Source organism: Cellulophaga sp. RHA_52 (assembly GCF_007827205.1).
Classification (GTDB): Bacteria; Bacteroidota; Bacteroidia; order Flavobacteriales; family Flavobacteriaceae; genus Cellulophaga; species Cellulophaga lytica.
This window is the reverse complement of record NZ_VIRZ01000001.1, coordinates 1519807-1542868: the sequence shown is the minus strand read 5'-3', so window position 1 is coordinate 1542868 and position 23062 is coordinate 1519807. Positions and strand designations below refer to the sequence as shown.

Genomic DNA, 23062 nt, shown 5'->3' with positions numbered 1-23062 from the left:
AATGACTACATTAAAATTTAGAAATAACGACGAAATGCCAATTTTAGGTTTAGGAACGTTTCGTTCTGAACCAAATGAAGTGTACAATGCTGTACTATCGGCTATTAAAATAGGATACAGACATATAGATTGCGCTGCGGCTTACGGAAACGAAAAAGAAGTAGGTAACGCCATTGCCGATGCGATAAAACTAGGTTTGGTTAAGCGTAACGATTTATGGGTGACTTCCAAATTATGGAATGCTTCCCACGGAGCGGAAAATGTGATTCCTGCACTAAACCAGACTTTAGAAGATTTACAACTAGATTATCTAGACCTGTATCTTATCCATTGGCCTGTCGCTCTTAAAAAAGGAACGGAAATGCCAGAAACAGCATCCGATTTTATTCCATTATCCGAGGTGCCTTTAACCAATACTTGGAAAGGGATGGAAGCTGCTTTAGAGGAAGGACTTGCAAAACATATTGGCGTGAGCAATTTCAATGAAAATCAGTTGAAAGAAATAATGGCGACTGCAGTGCATCAACCAGAGATGAATCAGGTGGAAATGCATCCGTTTTTACAGCAAGAAGCATTACAATCATTCTGCGTAAAAAACGATATTCTGCTAACTGCATACGCACCTTTAGGTTCGCTTGTAGATGAAAATAGCACGCTACGTTTGTTAGAAAATGATACGATAAAAAACATTGCCAAAGCAAGACGTATGTCGCCTGCACAAGTAGCATTGGCGTATACAATACAACGAGGCATTGCGGTAATTCCTAAATCTATAAATGAAGCGAGATTGCTTCAGAATTTAGAGACGTTAAACCATACGCTTACCGAAGAAGATATGGCGTTGTTGAAGGATTTGGATAAAGGACACCGCTTTATTGACGGTGAATTCTGGGAAGTTGAAAACGGACCATACACTGCAGATAGTATCTGGAATGCTTAATCACATTGTTCATCAGGTGTCTTAACGGATACCTGATGAATTTAATAAAACAAATATTATGAATCCATTTGATAAACTATACAAACCAGGTAAAATGACACTTGGTATAGAGTTTCCTTTAGATAACGATTGGTCAACCGAAGGAAATCGCAAACGCTTGGAAGATAACAGACCTTTCGGAGTTCCAGATATCTCCAATCATTTAGCCTTAGCACAACAAATTGATGAAGCAGGCTTCGCAGCCTTATGGATGAGAGATGTTCCTGTGTACGACCCAAATTTTGGAGATGGCGCACAATTGTTTGACACCTTACCGTACTTAGGCTATTTAGCTGCTGCTACCAAAAACATTTTGTTGGGTACAGCTGCCATAGTATTGCCATTACAACAACCTATAAAATTAGCAAAAGCCGCTGCTACCATAGAAAATTTAAGTGATGGCAGACTTTTGTTAGGCTTAGGTTTGGGAGACAGACCTGTAGAGTTTCCAATGTATAATATCGACTATAAAAAAAGACCTGAAATCTTTAGAGAAAATCTTGATATTATTAAAGAAGCTTGGAAAACAAATAGCAATTTAAAATCTAAATACGATTTTTTAACTAGTGGTATAGAAGTGTACCCTAAACCGAAAAATGACATTCCGTTTGTAGTAGCAGGTCATTCCGGACAAAGTATCAATTGGATCGCAAAAAACGCACAAGCTTGGTTTAATTACCCAAGACCTGTTGCCGAAACTTTGGAGAACAGAAAATACTGGTGTAATGCGTTGTATGACGAAGACCAAGCAGCAAAACCTTATATTTCGGCTATACATTTAAACCTATCAAAAGACGACAACGCGACTTTTAGACCACAGCGTTTTGGTGGTACGGTAGGCATCAATCATCTTACCGAATATTTAAAGTCCTATGAAAATGTGGGAGTCAACCATATGGCAATCAACCTAAGAAAGTCTGAAACTCCCGTAAGTGAGGCTATTACTAAAATTAAGGAAGTGGTGTTGCCAGAGTTTTTATAAAGAAGCTTGGTTAAACTTTTTATTAAAAGCAATGATAAGCAGTTCTAAAAAAAAGTTAATGCTCCTATTTTAAGGTATACATTTTCAATGAAACTTGCTGCATTTCTATCTAAAATATGATGACATATTTTTTTGTTAACATATATTAGACTACAAATTAACGTGATATTTATAAGTTTGCATTTGTAAATTACAATATGAACCCAAATTTTATAATATAGCCAACGTTATGATTAATCGATTTAAAGCTTGTTCAATTCTATTAACGATAAGCATTTTAACCTTATTTACATCTTGCAGTAATGATGACGACAATAAAGTCCTAAGTAGTAAAAAAGAGATTATAGAATTTACTTTTAAAACAGAAGACAATTCTAATTTAACAGCTAATATTGAAGCTAAAATAGACCAAGACAAAAAAATAATTTCGGTTTCTTTTCCTTTTGACACTAATATTACCAAGCTTAAACCTACAATATCAATATCTCCAAATTCTTTAATAAATCCTAAAACTAAAGCAGAACAAGATTTTAGCAACACTATTTATTATACTGTTACCGCTGAAGATAAAACAGAGCAAAAGTATAAAGTAGAAGTAGTAATTGAGGATAAAAAACTTAGTGATCGAGAAATTTTATTAGAGTTTTACAACGCAAATCCAGACAATACTTTATACTGGGATTTAAGCGACTCTACAATGGATTCTTGGTATGGTGTTAAACATACTGATGGCAATGTAACTGAGGTTACAATTATTAACAAAAATATTGCAACATTACCACCATCATTCGGAAGTCTTAAAAGTATAAAAAAACTTGCTCTTATAAAGGGGCAATTATCTAATTTACCTGAAGAAATAATTAATTTAACAAGTCTTACATCTCTTTATATTGTTAGCAATAATATTACAGAAATTCCAGAGGAAATTGATAATTTAACGGAATTAAAAGACCTTAATATTGCTAACAACAAACTAAAAACTATTCCTAAACAAATAGGTAATTTAAAAAACTTAGAGAGTTTACACATTAGAGATAATGAATTAAAAGAAATACCAACAGAAATTGGTACTCTAAGTAATTTAACAACACTGTCTTTAGGAGGTGATAACATTGCAAATGTTCCTACTACAATTAATAACTTAACTAAGCTTAACAGGTTATACTTTAACTTAATTAATTTAACTAGTTTTCCTATAGATTTAAAAAACCTAACAGACCTAACACATGTAACATTACACTGTAAATTAATTAGTTTCCCAACTGAAATAGGTACACTTAATAACTTAACTAGTTTGTCTATTATTAATATGGATTTAGCTAGCTTTCCAGAAGAAATTGGGACACTAAAAAACCTAGTTACCTTAAGTTTAGATAATAATAACTTAACTGGTTTTCCTAAAGGAATTAATACACTTTCTAAGTTAACCACTTTAGCTGTTAATAATAACAATATAAATGCTGTTCCTGATGAAATAACAGTTTTTACTAACCTTAAAACATTGTCTTTAAACGGCAATCAACTAGTTAGCATTCCTAAAGAAATAGATAAATTAACCCAACTAACTTCCTTAAACCTAGAAAACAATAAATTAACTAGTATACCTGCTGAAATAGGAAACCTTAAATATTTAGAAGATTTATTTTTAGAAAAAAATGAACTTAGTACTATACCACAAAGTGTATGCGACTTAAAGAGTAAAAATAACACTACTATTTTTATTGACTCCGGCGTAACTTGTAACTAAGTGTATTGCTTTTCTATGGTTAGTATCTCGTTTGTATTTAAATATGATTAATGTTCTTTTTCTACTTAAAAAATGAAAGTAACTTTAGTCTGTAATTACTAAATTTAGTACCAATGAAAAGTAACTCTGAACATAAAATATACGACTGTATAATAATTGGTGGCGGACAAGCAGGTTTATCTGTTGGTTACTTTTTTAGAAGAACTAAATTAACGTATCTTATTCTAGATGAACAAGATACCGCTGGTGGTGCCTGGCTAAAAACCTGGGATAGCTTAAAACTATTTTCGCCTACTGCATACAGTTCATTATCTGGTTGGCAAATGCCTAATACAGATGAAGAATACCCAACAAAAGGGGAATTTATTAATTATATTACTGCTTATAAAAAAAGATACAATTTTCCTGTAAACTATAGTACTACTGTGCAACAGGTAGTTAAAGAAAATAATTTTTATAAAGTAACTACAAACAAAGGTGATTTTTATAGCAAAACACTAGTAAGTGCTACAGGTACTGCTAAAAATCCTTTTATTCCAACATATCTAAAAGCTGACATTTTTAAGGGAGAACAAATACACTCTGTAGATTATAAAAACGCTAGTAATTTAAAAAACAAAAATGTTATTGTTGTTGGTGGAGGTAACTCTGGTGCTCAAATTTTAGCGGAAGTATCTAAAGTTGCAAAAACAAAATGGGTCACCTTAAAAGAACCAAAATTTTTACCTAAAGAGATAGATGGTCGTTATTTGTTTAAACAAGCTACAGAAAGCTATGTTAATAATGATACAGAAAGCTATACCCAGAAAGTGTCATTAAGTGATATTGTACAAATTAAAACAGTACAAGAAGCTTTAAAAAGAGATGTTTTTAAAGATTATAGACCTTTCACTTCCTTTTATGAAGATGGTGTTATTTGGGAAGATACTACTAAAGAACCTGTAGATGTAATTATATGGTGTACTGGCTTTAGAGCTAATTTAGAGCATTTATCTGCATTGCAAATTACCCAAAACAATAAAATAAATACTACAGGTACAAAAGCTACAGATATAAATGGTTTGTGGCTGGTTGGCTATGGCAACTGGACGGGTTTTGCGTCTGCTACTATTTATGGTGTTGGAAAAACTGCCAAACAAACTGTAAAGGAGATTGCTGTATATGTTGGCGGTTTGTAAGACTGCATTATTAAAATTACAAACCGTATAAAAGCCACAGATTTGTTTATAAACCTGTGGCTTTTTACTTTTTATGACACGAATATATACTGATACAGCACGAAAAAAAATTAAGCATTTTATAGCATTTGTAAATTACTTTACTTAGCTAAAAACCATAATACGTTTACAAAAACTAATATAAAATGAAAAATAGATATCTACTAACAACAATATGTACACTACTTATTAGTGCTTTTGCATTAGGGCAAACAATAAGTCTTGGGAGTGATGAACCCGAAACAAACCAGTACAGTAATGACAAAATTGCTACATCAATTAAAGAGATCCTAAGCACTACTAATAACAAGGAGATTTTAGGTAGTGAAAAAGTAGAGGAAGACCTTATTATTGTTTTAAAAAACGATGGAGAAATAACGTCTTATGATTTAGAAAGTTTAGACCAAAAATGGAATATTAAGTTTACAGATAGCTCTTATAATAAAATGAGGAATCAATTTAAAATTGAAAACTCTATTTTATACGCTACTAGTACACAGAAAGAAATTATTGCGGCTAATGTAAATGATGGTAGTCTTTACTGGAAAACAGAAATTGGTATGCACTCTGGCGTAGATAAGAGGTATGTAATTAGTGGTCAGCATTTACCAATACAAGGAAATTTAATTTTTTTAGCTTCTAACAACAAACAATTATACGCTTTTAACAAATATACAGGAGACAAAGTATGGAACTACAAACTACAGTTTCCGTATAATAATTACACGCCTGTTTTAAACAAAGAGAATCTTGTAATATCTAACGCGCCTTATGTGTACTCTTTTAAATCACAAACAGGACAAGCCATTTGGCAAAGAGGTTTTGGTAATACTCCTATGTATTCTTTAATGCAGATTGATGATAAAAAAGCTTACATTGCTAACGAATATAATAAAGTCTATGCTCTAAATATTGACGATATGGCGTCTATAGCTTGGGAATACCAAACCGAGGGTAAATACGCTAATATAGATAGTAACACTATACTAGACGGTGGAAATTATTATTTTGCATCTGAAACAGATAGTAAAACATTAGATGTTATTGCTTTAAATAGTGATAATGGAGAACTAATATGGAAAACCAGCTTAAATATTGAGGGTGATGATGTTAGGTACTTTAGCAAATACAATAACTATATTTTTGGTTTTACAAAAGCAGACGACAATGCTTTTTTTATGTTAAACGCTACAGATGGTAAACAGTTAAAAATAAGACAGCCTAAAGAGAAGATATTATCTAACATTTTTGTTTATAATGGTGACTTGTCATTTTTAACAAAAAACTATTTTGTAACCTACAACCTTAAAGCAAACAAGTACACTTACAAAGATATTAAGCTTAAATATGAGGTTAATGATGCTTTTAATTTATATTTTGAAATTGTAAAAGCTAATTAATTATTTACATAAACCTATTATTAAAAAAGAAAGACAGTATCATTGTTATGATACTGTCTTTCTTTTTTAGCTATTAATTCTCCTTTTATTTACGTGCAGATGGCGGCACAGATGGTCTAACCTCTACTTTGCTTGGTAAGGTTCTAGGGTTCATACGTATTAAATCTACTACCATTTGACCTATGTCTTCTGGTTGAATTTTCCAAGCATCTGCATCTGTAGGTGTGTGTCCGTTAAAATACGTAGCTACAGAACCAGGCATAATAGTAGTTACTTTAATATCATACGGTCTTAAATCTAACATAATTGCTTGTGAAAAACCAACTACACCAAATTTACTAGCGTTATATGCGGCTCCGTTTTCAAAAAAATTGGTGCCTGCTAAACTAGATATTGTAAAAATGTATCCTTTAGACTTTTTAAGTGCTGGTATTGCTGCCTTAACTGTGTTAAAAACACCAGTTAAATTAATATCTATAACCGAGTTCCAGTCTTCTGCACTCATTTCATCTATAGGAGAAAACCTCCCTACTCCTGCATTTGCAATACAAAAATCTAAACCACCCCATTTGTCTACAACTTGCTGTATAGCTTTTTCTTCATCTGCTAAGTTCCTAACATCAGATTTAATAATTAAAACCTCTGCATCTCCTATTGTTTTTAAGTGTTTTTCTGTCTCAACTAAATCGTTCTGTGTTCTAGCAGTAATAGCTACACTAACTCCTTCTTTTAGCAATGCTTCTGCTATTCCTAATCCAATTCCTTTAGATCCGCCTGTTATGTATGCTGTTTTTTTCATCTTCAATTATTTTTATTTAATTCTAAAATTAATGAGAAATTTTGTTTTATTCTGTGGTATAATAATCCATAACAAAAACATCATCTATTAACGAACCTATATCGTTAATAAGTGCTAAATGTTCTTTGTGAACTAAATACACCTCTAGTGCTTTTTCATCTTTAAAAGTAAGCATAAAACTATGGGTAAACCCTTTACTTTTTCCTTCTTTACTATTGTTAATTCCCCATTCAAAATCTATAATCTCAGGAATTTTATTTTTTAACGCTACAAAGTTCTCTACTGCCCTATTTACCTCTTTTGGTGTAGCTGCATCTTTATATTTTAAATTTACAACATGTCTAAGTTTTTTGCCATTTTTTGGCTTAAAATTGACTTTATACGCAAACATCTTTTTTACTTTTGGATCTACAGAACCAGATAGAAAAAAGAAATTCTCTTTAATTTTTATTGATGTTAAACCGTAATAAATAGGGTAGTTAGTATCTAACACGCCAGAAGGTTTTAATACGCCATTTGCGTTTAACTTACATAATTGTATACTGTTATCATCACGTGTACCTATTGCTACCAATGCTTCAGAATCATCAATTTTTAATATTTCAATACGTGTTTGTCCTGCTAATTTTGTGGCAGCATTATTAACTAAAACAGAATGAGGAATAAGCTCTCCTGCCTCATTAACTTTAAAAACGCTTACACCATCACCGTGAAAAATAAAATCTTTCTTCTTTATAAAATTACCTCTTTTATAATATTTATGATGTCTATGCCCTACAACAATATAATGGTTACCTCCTAAAGTAACTCCGTTTACAGGATATGTACCTGTTAAGTAACGGTTGGTGGTATTGTCTGCAATGTTATTTATATTTTTAAAATTACCATTGTTAAAAACCTCAAAACTACTAATGCCATTGTCTTGAAAACCACCTGTAATAAGATACGTTTTGCCATTTATTTTATGAGAATACATACCAATTATACCGTCTGTATGTATAAGATCATCATCTGCAAGCGATTGTATATGACTAAGTTTTCCGTTCTTATGTATTTTAAAACAACTTAAACCAGGTGTGCTCTCTAACCCACCAACAAAAAGGTAAAAATTATTTTTTATATGAATAACCTTAAGGGTAATAACTGTGCCTAAATATGTTTCTGGCGTATCGTTTAAAACAAATGCCCTTTGTAAACTTCCATTATCCTCTATGCTATAAACTTCTACACTGTTGCCTCCTTTATTGCCCACAAACAAATAATCTGTTCCTTTAATATTATGGGCTACCAAACCTCTTGCTGGTCCTTTTTTATTCTGCAACTCATAAGCACCAACTGGCATTAATTCTCCGGTAGCGTTTAATTTAAATACATTTATAAATGCACCATCTCCCCCAGAAAACACGTAATTAACTCCGTTTTTCTTATAAGTAGTAGCTGTTACTGTGTTGTACTTAGTTGTTTTGTAATCTGTTTGTTCTAAAATGGTAAGGTTACCTTTTGTAAGTTGAGCGTAACCAAGCAGGCAATTACAACTTACAATAACAAATAATATACTTTTAATCCAATTCATTTTATTTTATTTTTTTCTCTGTTAATATAGATTTTGCTCCGTAAGTCGCTATTTTATGATCCTCCTCTATTGTACCACCACTTACTCCTATGGCTCCTATTATTTTTCCTTTATTGTTTTTGATAGGAACTCCTCCTGGAAAACTGACTAACCCATTATTAGAGAGTTCTATATTGTAAATAATACCACCTGGTTGGGTAAGTTTACCTAAATCTCCCGTAGCGATATTAAAATAACGAGAGGTTTTTGCCTTTTTTATAGCTACATCTATACTACCTAAAAAAGAATCGTCCATACGTATAAAGGCTTTTAAATTTGCTCCTGCATCTACCACTGCAATATTTACCAAAACTCCCATAGTCTCTGCTTTCTTTTTTGCTGCCAAAACAGCACTTAAAGCATCTTTATCTGTAACATCTGTTGTGTTTTGCGCCACTAAAAAAGGTGAGGTAAAAATTAGGAGTACAAATAAAAGTCTACTGTGTTTTAAAGTTTTTTCTTTTGGTTTAGAGGTGATTTTATGGCTATAAAAATTCATCATTATTGGTTATTACAGTTACAATAAATGCAAATCTCCATAATGAAAATGAAAAAAAAGTTGAACAAGTTCAACTTTAAAAAAATTATTTTTCGCTTTTTTTAATTTTACTCAAAAACTCGTGTCTAATACCAAGGTAACCTGCTATTTGTTTATCTGTTAGTTTTAAAGAAATATCTGGATATGTATTTATAAAATACAAATACCTTTCTTTAGCTGTTAGGGAATGGTTGCGTATTAACCTTCTTTGCCATGATACAATTGCTTTTTGAAACATTATTTTGAAAAGCTTTTCTACAATTGGGAGTGAGTTGCATAATGTCTGCTTGTCTTCTTTACTAATTAACAACACCTTACTATCTTCTAAAGCTTGTATATTTAATTCTGATGGAGACTGATTCATAAAACTATCTATATCCATTAACCACCAGTCTTTTGCCGCAAAATATAAGGTATTATCATTACCATTTTTATCTAATGAAAACACTCTAAAGCAACCTTGTACTACAAAACCTTCAAACTTACAAATGCTACCTTGAGTTAATAAAAACTCTTTTTTCTTTATTTCTTTAGTTGTAAAATAAGAACATATTTGTTCTAGCTCTTTACTAGAAAGGTCTAAGTTTTGTTTTAAATTATCTTTTAATAATTGGTATGGCATCTTTCAAAAAAAATAGTTTTAATGCTTTTTTTATTCACAGCTAATTAAAGGTACTAATTTAAAGTAGCTAAATACTCTTCTGCATTAGTCAGGTGTGTATTTTGTTTCTCCTCATCCATTTTATCGTATATACGCACTAACATTCCTAATCTAGGGTTAGACAAGAAAAAATCTCTGTGTGTATGCATAAATCTCCAAAAGAGTCCGTCCCATATATTTTGCCACTCTCCTTTTTTATAGTTACTCATTTTTACTACATAATTACTGCCACTTATATAGGGTTTGGTTGCCATTAATCCGCCATCTGCAAACTGACTCATACCATACACATTGGGTACCATAACCCAGTCATAAGAATCTATAAACAGTTCCATAAACCACTGGTAAACCTCATCTGGATTAAACTCGCACAACAACATAAAATTACTTAACACCATTAAACGTTCTATATGGTGGCAATAGCCTGTTTGTAGTAGTTTTTTAATAGTTTGGTCTATTGGTGGTATACCTGTTGTTCCGTTATAAAAAGATGCCGGTATTTTACGTGTAAACTTCCAATAGTTGGTAGTGCGCTCCTCTGCACCTCTAGTGATATACATACCTCTAATAAATTCTCGCCAACCTATAATTTGCCGTACAAAACCTTCTGTAGAGTTTATGGGTACATTATTAGTTTTAGCGTAATCTAGTGCTTTGTCTATAATCTCTTTTGGTGTAATTAACCCCACATTTAACATAGGCGTTAATACACTGTGGTTTAATATAGAGTTTTCTGCTACAATGGCATCTTCATACACACCAAACTCCATAAATCGTTGGTCAAAAAATTGTTGCAACCAATCTTCTGTTGCCTTAAAACTAGTTGGGTAAAGAGATTGTTCTGTTAATGTACCTAAATTGTCTGTGAAATTTTTATTTACATACTCTTTTGCTTCTTTATAATACTCATCTACATCTGGAAACTGAATTGATGGAGGCGTTTTTTTAGCTGGGTATTTTTTACGATTCTCGGCATCATACGTCCATTTACCACCTTCTGGCTCTCCGTTTTCATCAATAAGAATATTTAATTTTTTACGCTGCTCTTTGTAAAAAGTAGTTTGATGATATTTTTTTTTGTCTGCTGTAAAAAACGATTCTAAATCATCTTCTGTATTTATAAATAAAGGCGATGTATGTACTGTGGTTTTTATTCCTGCTTTTTCAGCACTTTCTTCAATTCGTTTTTTTAACCAATTATCTGTTGGGTCTATATAATTTATATGCTCAACATTATTGTTTTGTAATTCTTGTATAAATACTCTTATATCAGATTTTTTTTTAATTGATTCTATATATGTTACATCACATTTATACTTCTCAATTAAAAAATCTTTATACCTCATCATTGTTGTTCTATGAAAAGCAATTTTTTGTTTATGAAAAGAGTACTGTTTAAAAAATAAATATTCTTCTATTAAATAAATGGTTTCATCTTTACCTAATATGGGTGATTTTTTAAATAATTGATGCGGAAAAACAATACTTATACTTTTCATTTATTTCTTTTACAACGTTGACTACAATACTTAACCTCTTCCCAATTTTTCTCCCACTTTTTACGCCAAGTAAATGGGCGTTCACAAACAATACATATTTTTTGTGGTAGGTGCTGTTTTTTCATTTTTATTATTTTTTCTTCCCAATTAGTAGTTTTACAACCCAATTAGGTAATGTAGCATTACACAACTATTTTTTTAATTAATTTTTTACACGAAAACAAACCTTAAGCATTTGGTATAAGTCTGGATGTTTTTTCTTCATTAGTTTGGGCTTTTCAAAAAAATATTCTGCAGCTACTGCTAAAAACTCAGCTTCATTGGTTCCTCCATAATTTCTAATATCAGACTTATTATCATTAATGGCTTCCATTTCTTTATGTATAATTTTTAACCAAGGTATAACATTAGGTTCTTGTATTAATCGTTCTGGCACACCATCAATAACACCATCTTGTTTGTCTATTAAATGTACAAACTCATGAATACCTGTGTTATGAACATGTGCTTTTTTCTGAAATCCTTGATGAAGTGCTTTTCTAGATAAAAGCATTTGATTTTTAAATTGCCCACTACCCACCATACCAGCAATATTTCTGTTTTTATCTTTTTGTGCAAAACCCAAATCTTCATTAAAATGGTCTGGGTAAACCAATACTGTACTTAAGTTTTTGTAATACCACTCATTAAAATTAAAAACAGGAATTACAGCACTAGATGCAATTAAAACCCTATCTACATCTTCTAATTTAAAACCTACACTTTCCACATTAACCTCACTTAAAAACAGCATTATACGTGCTTGAAAACGTTGTTGTTCTGCTACAGATAAGTTTTTATAAAACCGAACGTGTTTTAATAAAATAGTATGCCAATTGGCAGGAAAAGCTTGTGCCTTTTTCTTTCTGGTTAACATAAAACCATAAATAATAAAGGCTACTAACAGTAAAAATCCAATAGTATATATCATATTTATAAATTAGGTAAAAGTGCTTTATTAAACATACAGCTCTTTTTTACATTTTTTCCAAAAAGCAAAGAAAGAAGGGTAATAACCGGTAACTGTAAACATCCAATCTCTTGCATCTTGCTCTCCCTTATAGTGTGTTGCTGTTGGATGCTCTTTAAAGTAAATATTCTTGAGCTTATAAGTTGCGACTAAGTCTGCAAACTCCCCAACATAAATTTGTACATTACCTATATTATCTTCTGCTAATTTTAGCATAAAATCTATACTCTTTTTAGATACCGGATACTTTTTAAAGTGAGAAGGCTCTAATAACAAAACTCTATTTACAACTTCTTCTTTTCTCCAATTAGGATCTAGATTGTAAAAATTATAAATACAAGTTGGTAATTCTTCATTTAACTCTATTTGTAAAGGTTTAGGAAGTGCAATTATTAAATCTATATCTATATTTTTTTCTAGCTCTTCAGGTATTTTTAAGGTCTCAAAAGCACTGTAAGGAATATCTAAAAAAGTATTATTCTGTTCTGTAAAACAGTACTTATTAATATTTTCTTGATTGGCATAATATTTTTTATTAGAATTTGAACCTGCCACCCATTGCCAACTTAAAGCGTTACTTGCCCAATCTGCATCTAACAAGTAATAGTACATCCATTTTGCAGGTAACAACCAATGGCTTTGCCCTATATTACACGCCAAAGATGCTGCATACATACGCAAATGGTTGTGCATATAACCTGTTTGTTCTAATTTTCTTATTGCGTTATCTACAGCTATTATTCCTGTATTTGCCTCTACAATTGATTTTGGTATTTGTATATTAGATACAGGTGTTTGTGTGTGTTTTAAATCTGCATTAATTTCATCTCCTTTTGCTATCCAAACCTGCTGCCAATAATCTCTCCAAGCTAATTCCTGTATAAATTTTTCAATTTCTAAAGGTTTATGTCCTTGAGATAAAACTTCTTTTAATATATATTTAGTAGAAATTACACCTCTAGAAATATAGGGCGATAAATGGGTTACTGCTCCGTTAATATAATTTCTTGTAGAAGCATATTCTATAGGATTTATTTGATTTACTCGCTTGTAAATTTCATCAATAGTGGTTGGAAAAAAGGCAGATTCATCTTCAAATAACTTCATACTGCGCTGTTATTGTACTTTCTCCCAGATTAGCTCTGCGTTTAAATAAAAACTACCTATAAAATTAAAATTACATTCATTAGGCTTTATAATAGATAAGAAGGATTCATTATTCTCTCTCTTGTATAAATGATAGGTCTGGCCTACAATAGGTTCAAAAGTAAACTTAGCATCAAAAATTAGTTTGTTATACTCGTATTGCTCTAGCATAGCATCATACTCAGCTTTAAGCTCTAAATACCTTGCCTCTAACTTGTGGTTTACTTTATTTATACTCCTATTTTTCCAGGCTATATTATCTGTAGTGGTAATAACTGGTGCACCAACAGATGTTGCATATGGCTTAAGTGCAGCATCATACTTTTGGTTTTCTACATTAAAAACTACATTATCAGGTTTTTTACTCTCCTTCATTTATAATAACTTGTTTATCAATAACTAAAAAAGAATTAAAAAAAGAAATCCTCTTTTACTTTATAAAGATAAGCATTGTATCATAATTAACAGAACTAAAAGTGAACGGGCGTTCTTACAAAACTGACAGTTCTACACTCTTGTAATTAGATTTTGGAGCATCACAAACCGAGCATTTATAATTTTCTGGTAAGTCTGTAAAAGCGGTATTAGGGGAGATTCCAAAAGTAGTATCTCCGTACTCTTCATCATAAACGGTAAAACAAGAAACACATTGGTGTACCGCTTTTACTAATTGCTCTGCCTTGTTACTATCCTCTACGACAACAACATCTGTACGTCCTAATTGTTTAAAGTATTTTTTACTAAGTTCCATTAGCAAACCTGGTAGCTCTATTTTATCTACATCTAATGCATAAGCTTTATAAATATGTGTATTTGGGTCAAAATTTTTAAAGTGTAATACATTATACGTTGGCCTAATTACAAAATCTTTAGCTATTGTTGGTGTTGTATTTTTTTCTATAATTACAGATGCAAAATGCGATCTTTTACCAGATTCATTACTTAAGCCAAAGGTTAAACCGTAGGTGCTAATATCATTTTGGTTTAAACTTAATACCAAAAAGTTTTTTAAGTCCAAAGCCTCTATATCATCAACCGGTAAATGCCAATTCATTTCTAATTGAGAATGCCTAATATTTATACCTCTTTGCCCTAAAAAGCGTTCTAAACTTGGCCTACTTTGCTTTTTAATACCCTTTACAATAAGAGATTTCCAAGGAGTTATGCATATTTTACCAATACCATTGTCTAAACAAAAACCACAAAATTCTTTTAAAAAATTAAGGTCATATTTATTATTTCTCCAATACAAACCAAGCCAATATTGGTCTAGTCCCATACGGTTCATCCCCTCATAATACGGAAAAGTAAGGTAAGGAACTTCTAAGTCTTTCTCTATGGTTTTATTATTGGTGTCTAGTTTTTTACTAAGTACAAAAAATAATTCTTCAACACTTTCTACATCTTCATAAATATCTTCTATGGCTTTAGATATAATATTAATATCCCAACTATACACTAATACTGGGTAATAGTCTCCTTTTTCCCACTGTGGCAATTTTATATTTAAATACCAATAATCTTCGCTCTCTGATGCTATAAAATTTAAATTACCACTAAAAATAGGTACTAGTCTTTGTTTAGGGTCTGTTATATTTATTTTTAATTTTGGTAGGTAATTAAAACGTTCTAAAATGTATAAAAAAGTAGATCCTTTTAACCAAAAGGTCATATCAAAAATATCTGTACATACGTAAGACGACACTATATTTTGGTAAGCTCTTGTACCAATGATATCTGTATTATATTCAGAAATACGCTCTAACTGTTCTTCTTTGGTGTTTTCTAACGGAAACAACAAATCTTGCCTAGAACCAAAATAAACTTCTTTAAGGCCAGCTGCCTCTAACATTGTTATACTATCTTTTAATTCTCCTGGAGAAGTAACGCCACCTTTAATTAAAATTCTATGTAAATCATCATTCATAATAAAACTATTAATTTGCTAGTAAAAGCTGACTATTAAGTATTTCTTTAATTTCTGGCTTGCAGCTACCACAACCTAAACCTGCTCCTGTTTGTGAACACAGCTTGGCAAAATCTGTACAGCCGTCTTTAATTGCATCTGTAACATTACCTTTACCAACTTGACTACATGAACAAACTAATTTACCTTTTAAAGGTACAGAGTTAGAGGCACCTCTTAGCAGCTCATTTCGTTTTTCCGATAGTTCTATTTCCTCTTCAATTAAACGTTTAAATTCTGCAAATTCATTTTTATCTCCCATTAAAATGGCTCCTTTTAATGTATCATCTTTAACAATACATTTTTTATAAAAACGCTTGCTTACATCCATTAAAATAATTTCTTCATAACTGTTATCACCTGCAGGAGAGTTTACCATACCAATGCTACATAAATCTAAGTTTTCAAACTTTAAAATATTCATTAAAACTGAGCCATTATAAATACTACTGTAATCTCCTAAAATATAATTTGCAGCAATATCTGCCTGTTGTTCTGCGGCAGATGTAATACCAAAAAGTGAGTTGTTAAACTCTGCAATTTCACCCAATGCAAAAATTGATGGATTACTGGTTTGCATATAAGAATTTACCACAACACCACGCCTAGTTTTTAGCCTTGTTTGTTTAGCCAACTCTATATTTGGCCTTGTACCAATAGCATAAACTATAGCGTTACATTTAATAGTTTTTCCTGTTTTTAGGTTTACCAAAATACTATGACTAGTTGTTTTTTCATCAAAAACAGTACTAACTTCATTATCAAAATATAAATTTATATCTCTTTCTAAAACATCTTGCGCTAATAACCTACTTGCAACGTTATCTAATTGACGCTCCATTAACCTTGGAGCTCTTTGTATAATACTAATATTTACATTAATTTTTTTTAAAGCAGCTGCCAACTCCAAACCTAAAAGTCCGCCTCCTACTATAACCACGTGTTGTGCATTATTAGGCAAGCCTGTTTCATACAAGTACTTTTTTAACTTATCTGCATCTCCACGTTCTCTCATAGTAAACCTACCTGGCAGGTTAATTGGCACATCACTAGGTACAAAAGCTCTACTACCAGTTGCCATTATTAGTAAATTGTAATTGTGGGTTACTCCATTAGCATCTGTAACTTGTTTTTTGTCATCGTTTATTTTAGAAACTCCAACTCCAGCATGTAGTTTAATATTTAATTTTTTTAGTTCTCCTTTTTTAAGTTTTTCTAAAGATTGCCATGAGAGCTCATTACTAACATACTCTGGCAATAATACTCTGTTATAAAAAGGATCTTTCTCTTTAGAAAAAACATGCAGTTCATCTACCGTATTTTTTTCTCTATAAGTTTGTATAAATCTATATGCTGCAGCACCCGCGCCAACAATTATAACTTTTTGTTTGGGTTTTACGTATTTTTCTACTTGTACTGCACAGTACTTAAAGTCGGGCTCTTTAGATACTGGGTCTACAATATCATTAGTTAAATTATTTGCCCTTCCAAAATCGTTATTTAATATTTTTCCCCAATGCATTGGTAAAAAAACCACCTGTTCTCTAATATCAAAATTAATAGTTACTTTAACCTGTACTTTACCTCTTTTACTTTTTACTACGGCAATATCTCCTTCTTTTAATTTTCTTAAAAAGGCATCTACCATATTCATTTCTAAATAAGGCATAGGTATGTGCGTAAGCAAACGTTTTACTTTACCCGTTTTTGTTCTGGTATGCCATTGGTCTCTTACTCTACCTGTGTTTAAAATTAATGGATAATCTACACTTGTTTCCTCAGACTGGTTATAGGTTTCTGATGGCGCATTAAAATGTGCTTTGCCATCTTGGGTATTAAAAGCAAAATTAGTAAACAGGCGCGGTGTTCCTGGATGGTTTTTATCTGGTACTGGCCACTGAAAACTTCCTTCGGTTTTTAGCCTATTGTATGATAAACCAGAAACATCTATACTTGTGCCTTTAGTAAGTAAACAGTACTCATCATACACCTCACTTGCATTGTTATAATTGAAGCCAGAGTATCCCATTTCTTGAGCAAAACGCCATAATATTTCTGCGTCTGGCAATGCTTCGCCTGGTGCATTAATAACTTTTGGCAAGTAACTAATTCGTCTTTCAGAATTTGTCATTGTGCCTTCTTTCTCTAACCAACCAGCAGCTGGCAAAAGTAAATCTGCAAATTTTGTGGTCTCAGAATTATGAGAAACATCTTGTACTACAACAAATTTTGCCTTTTTTAGTGCTTGCTCAATTTTAGTTGCGTTAGGCATACTTACCACAGGGTTTGTACAAATAATCCAAATAGCTTTTAAATCACCATTATCTAAAGCATTAAACATTTCTGTTGCGGTGTAGCCTGGTTTTGCTTGTACTTGTTTACCTCCCCAAAAATCCGATACTTCTTTTCTGTGTTCAGGATTATTTAAATCTTTGTGTACTGCCAACAAATTTGCCATACCACCAACCTCACGACCACCCATTGCATTTGGTTGCCCTGTTAAAGAAAACGGACCAGAACCTGGCTTACCAATTTGACCTGTAAGTAGTGATATGTTTAGCAATGCTACATTTTTAGAAACTCCAATTACACTTTGGTTAAGCCCCATTGTCCACATACTAATAAAGCCTTTTGCATTACCAATATATAGTGCTGCTTTTTTTATATCTTCTGCTTTTATACCACATTTTTTAGCAGCAGCATTTAACGTTAATTGAAAAGCACTTGCTTTGCATTCTTCAAAATTTATGGTATGTTTTTTTATAAAACTCTTGTCTATTTTCTTTTTTTCTATAAGCACACGTGCTATAGCATTAAAGAGAATTACATCTGTACCTGGTAAAATTTGTAAGTGCAAATCTGCAGAGGCACAAGTCTGTGTTTTTCTTGGATCTACTACTATTATTTTTACATTAGGATTTTCTTCTTTATGCTTCTCTAAGCGCCTAAATAATATTGGGTGACACCAAGCAGGGTTAGCGCCAGCAATTAAAAAACAATCTGCCAACTCTATATCTGCATATGCAATTGGTACAGAGTCCTCGCCCACTGTTTTTTTATAACCAACAACAGCAGAACTCATACATAAACGTGAGTTGGTATCTATATTATTACTACCAATAAAACCTTTTATTAATTTATTAGCCAAATAGTATTCTTCTGTTAAGCACTGACCAGACACATAAAAACCTACACTATCTGGCCCATACTTATCTATAATACTTTTAAAAACTGCTGCTCCTCTTTTAAAAGCATCATCCCAAGAAACTCTTTGTAAAGGGTGGTTTTTACTCCAACGCATTTCTGGATACAAAATACGATCTGTGGTGTCTTGAGCTACGTAGTTTAAATTTTTACCCTTAGAACACAACATACCTTTGTTTACCGGATAGTTTTTATTACCCGATACAGTTAGTACGTTTTTAGCATCTTTTTCTACAATTATTCCGCAACCTACACCGCAATAACAGCAAATAGTTTTATGTGTTGTATTTTTTTGCATAGTTCTAAATAACAGATGTGTAAACATCTTTTTAAACTATGGAAAGATACAGAATTACGTATAAATACGTAGTAACGATATGATAATAATAAGGGGATGAAATTATTTAATTTACAAATAAACCCCTTAAAAATAGCAGGTTAACTATTGTTTCAGCTTGTTATACGCTGTTGGTAGTTTTAAACTAAATTATACTGTTGTGCTTTTTTAGATAAATCTATAAGGTTTTTAACTTCCATTTTACGCATTAAATTAAACCTATGCGTTTCTACAGTACGTTTACTATTTTGTAGTTTTTCTGAAATTTGTTTGTTAGTTAAACCTGTTAAAACCAATTCTAACACCTGTAATTCTTTACTTGTAAGATCAAAAGGATTACTATTATTTTTAGAAGTTTTTACTGTTTCTGATGCTGTTTTATTATGAAGTAAATTATTAACCAATACATTAGATATGTCTCCGCTAAAATACTTACCTCCTTGTTGCACAGTGTGTATTGCTTTTATAAACTCTACTTTACCTGTATCTTTTAATAAGTAACCGTTTGCACCTGCATCTACAGATTTAAGAATATATTCTTCTGAATCATGCATAGACAAAATAATGGTTTTAGTTGTAGATCCTTTTTTATTTAAAACCTCAACAGCATCTATACCATTCATTACTGGCATTCTAATATCTATAATTAAAAGGTCTGGTTTTTTTTCTTCAACAATATCAATGGCTTCTTTACCGTTAGACACCTCTGCTACTACAACCAAATCTTTTTCTTCTTCTAGTAAAGAACGTATTCCGTCTCTTACTAAAGAATGATCATCTGCCAATACAATACTTATAGTGCTACTCATTCATCAAAATATTTTTACAAATATAATTTAAAAATACGTAGTGACATACGTAATATACTTAGGCAATACTATAAAAAAAGTCGCCACATAATACTGTAGCGACTAGTGAACAGTTATTTAATTGATGATTATTTTGTTGTATTTAAAAATTTTGGTTTGATGGTTAACATTGCCCATGCCCAATTTTGACCTCCAGCAGAAGCATCTTTAGTTGTTTCTTTTAGCTCATACATACCATCATTTGCAAACATTTGAGAATATCCTATAGCCAAACCATACCCTTTAAACTTTTTTGAAAAAACTAGGTCTACCTCTGTACCTAAAGATTTGTCACCACTAGCTAACTCTTGTTCTGCACTAAAATTTAACGCTTTTACCATAAGGCTAGAGGTATCATTTAGTTTAAAATTAGCGCTAATGTGTACATCTAGTAAACCTACAGAATTGGCGTGGTTGCCTACATAAAAATAATCCATAAAGCCATTAAATTTATGATTGGTTCCGTAAAGTGGAAAAAAGGCGCCTGTTTCACCAGCATCTGCATCATTACCACTAATAAGCTCTAAGCCCGCACCTAAAGTAATTTTATCTGATGCTTTTAAGCTAAAATCTAAACTTGCCAAATAAGCTCCTTTTACATCTACTTCTCCTTGTCTTTTACCTGTTTGTAAAAATAGATTACTACTAACACCTAGTTTTCCTTTTTTGTATGCTAAATGTGTACCAAGTGTTAACAAACTACTTGTACCATCTGGTGTTGTTTCATCATCCTCATACTCCTGAAAACCATTATTTAAAAGTAAAAAGCTACCAGAAAAAGCGTCCCATTTTTGCTTTAGATACAAATATTGCATTGTTTTATAAGAGAAAAAACCTGTAGTGCTGTACGCTGTACCAACAGATGAAAAGCCCGATAAGTTTGCCTTATCTTGATTAAATGCCAAACCTACATCCAATAAAAATTTGTCTTTTTTATATTTTAACAATGCTGCATCATGGTTACGTGCTTGCTGTGCCCAACCTACAGAACCCAATATTCTTTGATCGTCATAATCTATTGTTTGCCTTCCTATTTTTGTAGAGAAACCTTCTCCTAAATTTAGCTCTCCCCAAGCTTCAAAAACTGCAAAAGAATTATTAGCATCCGCAGGTAAAAGTTGCCTGTTTTCTCCCCATGTCATTACATCTTGCAGGCTTACATACACCTTGTAAGATTGGTCTGCATAACCAAAATTTATACGTGCTCTAGTAGATATGCCAAAACCAGCATCTGTATCTTCAGAAATTATGTTTCCGTAGCCATGGCGGTACTCTGTTCTTGGCCTAAACTCGCCATCTATTGTAAACTGTGCTGATAAGTATTGCGTTATAAATAAAAAGAGTGCTATTGTTATATATTGATTTTTTTTCATAATCTATTTTTTTGGTGGTGTTATAGTGTTCTTAATTAATTTTAGTGTTCTAAAAAATCTATTAAATGCTTTCTGCAAGCGTAGTAATCCTTATGATCTAAAACAGATTTTCTTGTTCTAGGTCTTTCAAAATCTACAGTTAATACGTCCCCAATTTTTGCCCTTGGGCCACTTGTCATCATAACTACTCTGTCTGCTAAAAAAATAGCTTCATCTACATCATGAGTAATCATTACTGCTGTAATTTTCTCTTTGTTCCATATTTCTATTAAAATATCCTGAAGCTCTCCTCTTGTTAACGAATCTAACATTCCAAAAGGCTCATCTAACAACAATACCTTGGGTTTAATAGCAAAGGCTCTTGCAATACCAACTCTTTGTTGCATACCTTGCGATAGCTCTGTTGCTTTTTTATTAAAAGCCCCATCTAAACCAACCTTATGTAAATAATATTTGGCAATATCTACACGTTGTTTTTTAGGTACATGAGGAAAAACTTGATTTACCCCTAAAAGAACATTTTGTAAGGCTGTCATCCAAGGCATTAAACTTGGCGACTGAAAAATTACTCCTCTATCTGGACCTGGTCCTTTTACAGGGTTACCCAAAACAGATATGTTTCCGCCAGAAATAGGATTTAAACCAGCTATCATAGAGAGCATTGTTGTTTTTCCACAACCAGAGTGACCTATAATTGTAACAAACTCCTCTTTCATTATTTGTAAATTTAGGTTCTCAAGAACCACATAATCTCCCTTTGGTGTTGGGTAAACCTTTTTTAAATTAATAAGGTCTAACATAACTTTTGATGGATAGAAAATTCCGTTTTCAAAGTTTGTATTATCTGTTTTTGATATGGTAGAATTCATTTTTCTATAGTTTTAAAATTGACCAACAAAGCTTTTTGGTGTTACATCTGGCAATACATACTCTGTGTTAGAAACGGACTTTCTGTTTTCTCCTATAGCCATTAAATAGGCTATAATTTTATTTCTTGTTTCTATATAATTTATATTATCATTTAATTTGGTTTTGTCCCTTGGACGTTCAATATCAATAGTAAATTCTGGGCCCAATGTAGCTTTAGGTCCTGGTTTTAAAGGAATAATCCTATCTGCCATATAAATTCCCTCATCCACGTCATTTGTAATTAGCAATGCGGTTCTTTTATCTTTACTCCAAATGTTTAATATTTCATCTTGTAAATTACCTCTGGTTAATGCATCTAAAGCTCCTAAAGGCTCATCCATAATTATCATCTCTGGTTTCATAGCCAATGCCCTAGCTACAGAAACTCTCTGTCTCATTCCGCCAGACAATTCTTTTGGCCTTTTATCAATTGCATGAGATAAGCCTACTATTTTTATAAAACTAACAACCCTTTCCCTAATCTCTGTTTTACTTTCCTTTGGAAAAGCCTCCTTAACAGCCATTGCAACATTCTGATATACTGTTAACCAAGGTAGTAGTGAGTAATTTTGAAAAATAACACCACGTTTGTGACTTGTACCAACTACAGGTTCTCCCTTAAAAAGCACCTCTCCACTGGTTGGTTTTATTAAGCCATTAATTAAATTTACTAGTGTAGTTTTTCCACTTCCAGTAAAACCTACAATGGCAACAAATTCTCCTTCTTCAATTTTTAAATTGATGTTAGAAAGTACCTCTGTACTATTGTTACCCTGCCCATATGTTTTACATACATTCTTTAATTCTAAATATGCCATAGTGCTTGTTTTTATAAA

General features: G+C 31.9%; 20 protein-coding genes. 5 read left to right on the top strand and 15 right to left on the bottom strand.

Features of this window, described 5'->3' with window-relative positions:
- The first annotated feature begins 1 nt into the window (after position 1).
- The 5 genes from JM80_RS06855 (at position 2) to JM80_RS06835 (ending at position 6325) form a co-directional block, all read left to right on the top strand.
- The gene (locus JM80_RS06855) at positions 2-940 is read left to right on the top strand and encodes an aldo/keto reductase (protein WP_144709562.1); all 939 of its coding nucleotides are present in this window, start codon (positions 2-4) and stop codon (positions 938-940) included.
- Between the two features lie 58 nt (positions 941-998).
- Positions 999-1961, top strand: a complete 963-nt coding sequence (locus tag JM80_RS06850) for a TIGR03571 family LLM class oxidoreductase (RefSeq protein ID WP_144709561.1) — start codon at positions 999-1001, stop codon at positions 1959-1961.
- A 229-nt stretch (positions 1962-2190) separates the two neighbouring features.
- Positions 2191-3708, top strand: a complete 1518-nt coding sequence (locus tag JM80_RS06845; RefSeq protein WP_144709560.1) for a leucine-rich repeat domain-containing protein — start codon at positions 2191-2193, stop codon at positions 3706-3708.
- Positions 3709-3821: 113 nt separating this feature from the next.
- Positions 3822-4886, top strand: coding sequence for an ArsO family NAD(P)H-dependent flavin-containing monooxygenase (locus JM80_RS06840; RefSeq protein ID WP_144709559.1), 1065 nt, complete (start codon positions 3822-3824; stop codon positions 4884-4886).
- A 185-nt stretch (positions 4887-5071) separates the two neighbouring features.
- Complete coding sequence (locus JM80_RS06835) at positions 5072-6325, top strand: PQQ-binding-like beta-propeller repeat protein (RefSeq protein WP_144709558.1); 1254 nt, start codon at positions 5072-5074, stop codon at positions 6323-6325.
- An 85-nt stretch (positions 6326-6410) separates the two neighbouring features.
- On the opposite strand, the gene JM80_RS06830 is transcribed toward JM80_RS06835, so the two are convergent.
- The 15 genes from JM80_RS06830 to JM80_RS06760 form a co-directional block, all read right to left on the bottom strand.
- A complete protein-coding gene (locus JM80_RS06830) occupies positions 6411-7124 on the bottom strand; it encodes an SDR family oxidoreductase (protein ID WP_013620297.1) in 714 nt (237 codons plus the stop codon).
- Positions 7125-7170: 46 nt separating this feature from the next.
- Positions 7171-8697, bottom strand: coding sequence for a Dabb family protein (locus JM80_RS06825; RefSeq protein WP_144709557.1), 1527 nt, complete (start codon positions 8695-8697; stop codon positions 7171-7173).
- A gap of 1 nt (position 8698) precedes the next feature.
- Positions 8699-9238, bottom strand: a complete 540-nt coding sequence (locus JM80_RS06820; RefSeq protein ID WP_144709556.1) for a heme-binding protein — start codon at positions 9236-9238, stop codon at positions 8699-8701.
- 82 nt (positions 9239-9320) lie between these two features.
- Positions 9321-9896, bottom strand: a complete 576-nt coding sequence (locus JM80_RS06815) for a Crp/Fnr family transcriptional regulator (protein WP_144709555.1) — start codon at positions 9894-9896, stop codon at positions 9321-9323.
- A gap of 53 nt (positions 9897-9949) precedes the next feature.
- Complete coding sequence (locus tag JM80_RS06810; protein ID WP_144709554.1) at positions 9950-11434, bottom strand: cryptochrome/photolyase family protein; 1485 nt, start codon at positions 11432-11434, stop codon at positions 9950-9952.
- On the bottom strand, positions 11431-11559 hold the full coding sequence (locus tag JM80_RS06805; RefSeq protein WP_013620306.1) for a DUF2256 domain-containing protein: 129 nt from the start codon (positions 11557-11559) through the stop codon (positions 11431-11433). The genes JM80_RS06810 and JM80_RS06805 overlap by 4 nt, the downstream gene beginning before the upstream one ends.
- Before the next feature lie 77 nt (positions 11560-11636).
- Positions 11637-12404 carry a zinc-dependent peptidase gene (locus tag JM80_RS06800; RefSeq protein ID WP_013620307.1) on the bottom strand — a complete coding sequence of 256 codons (768 nt, stop codon included), beginning with the start codon at positions 12402-12404 and terminating at the stop codon, positions 11637-11639.
- 27 nt (positions 12405-12431) lie between these two features.
- Positions 12432-13550 carry an FAD-binding domain-containing protein gene (locus tag JM80_RS06795; protein ID WP_144709553.1) on the bottom strand — a complete coding sequence of 373 codons (1119 nt, stop codon included), beginning with the start codon at positions 13548-13550 and terminating at the stop codon, positions 12432-12434.
- Positions 13551-13559: 9 nt separating this feature from the next.
- Entirely contained in the window at positions 13560-13964 is a 405-nt protein-coding gene (locus tag JM80_RS06790) for a DUF2452 domain-containing protein (RefSeq protein ID WP_144709552.1), read from the bottom strand.
- Between the two features lie 115 nt (positions 13965-14079).
- On the bottom strand, positions 14080-15516 hold the full coding sequence (locus JM80_RS06785) for a rubredoxin (RefSeq protein ID WP_144709551.1): 1437 nt from the start codon (positions 15514-15516) through the stop codon (positions 14080-14082).
- Between the two features lie 10 nt (positions 15517-15526).
- Positions 15527-19057, bottom strand: coding sequence for a nitrate reductase (locus JM80_RS06780; protein WP_144709550.1), 3531 nt, complete (start codon positions 19055-19057; stop codon positions 15527-15529).
- Between the two features lie 179 nt (positions 19058-19236).
- Complete coding sequence (locus tag JM80_RS06775) at positions 19237-19905, bottom strand: response regulator transcription factor (protein WP_038504875.1); 669 nt, start codon at positions 19903-19905, stop codon at positions 19237-19239.
- A 128-nt stretch (positions 19906-20033) separates the two neighbouring features.
- The gene (locus JM80_RS06770; protein ID WP_034646215.1) at positions 20034-21317 is read right to left on the bottom strand and encodes an alginate export family protein; all 1284 of its coding nucleotides are present in this window, start codon (positions 21315-21317) and stop codon (positions 20034-20036) included.
- A gap of 41 nt (positions 21318-21358) precedes the next feature.
- Positions 21359-22186: an ABC transporter ATP-binding protein gene (locus JM80_RS06765; protein ID WP_013620314.1), complete on the bottom strand. Its 828-nt coding sequence runs from the start codon at positions 22184-22186 to the stop codon at positions 21359-21361.
- Positions 22187-22198: 12 nt separating this feature from the next.
- Complete coding sequence (locus tag JM80_RS06760; protein WP_144709549.1) at positions 22199-23044, bottom strand: ABC transporter ATP-binding protein; 846 nt, start codon at positions 23042-23044, stop codon at positions 22199-22201.
- Positions 23045-23062 lie beyond the last annotated feature (18 nt).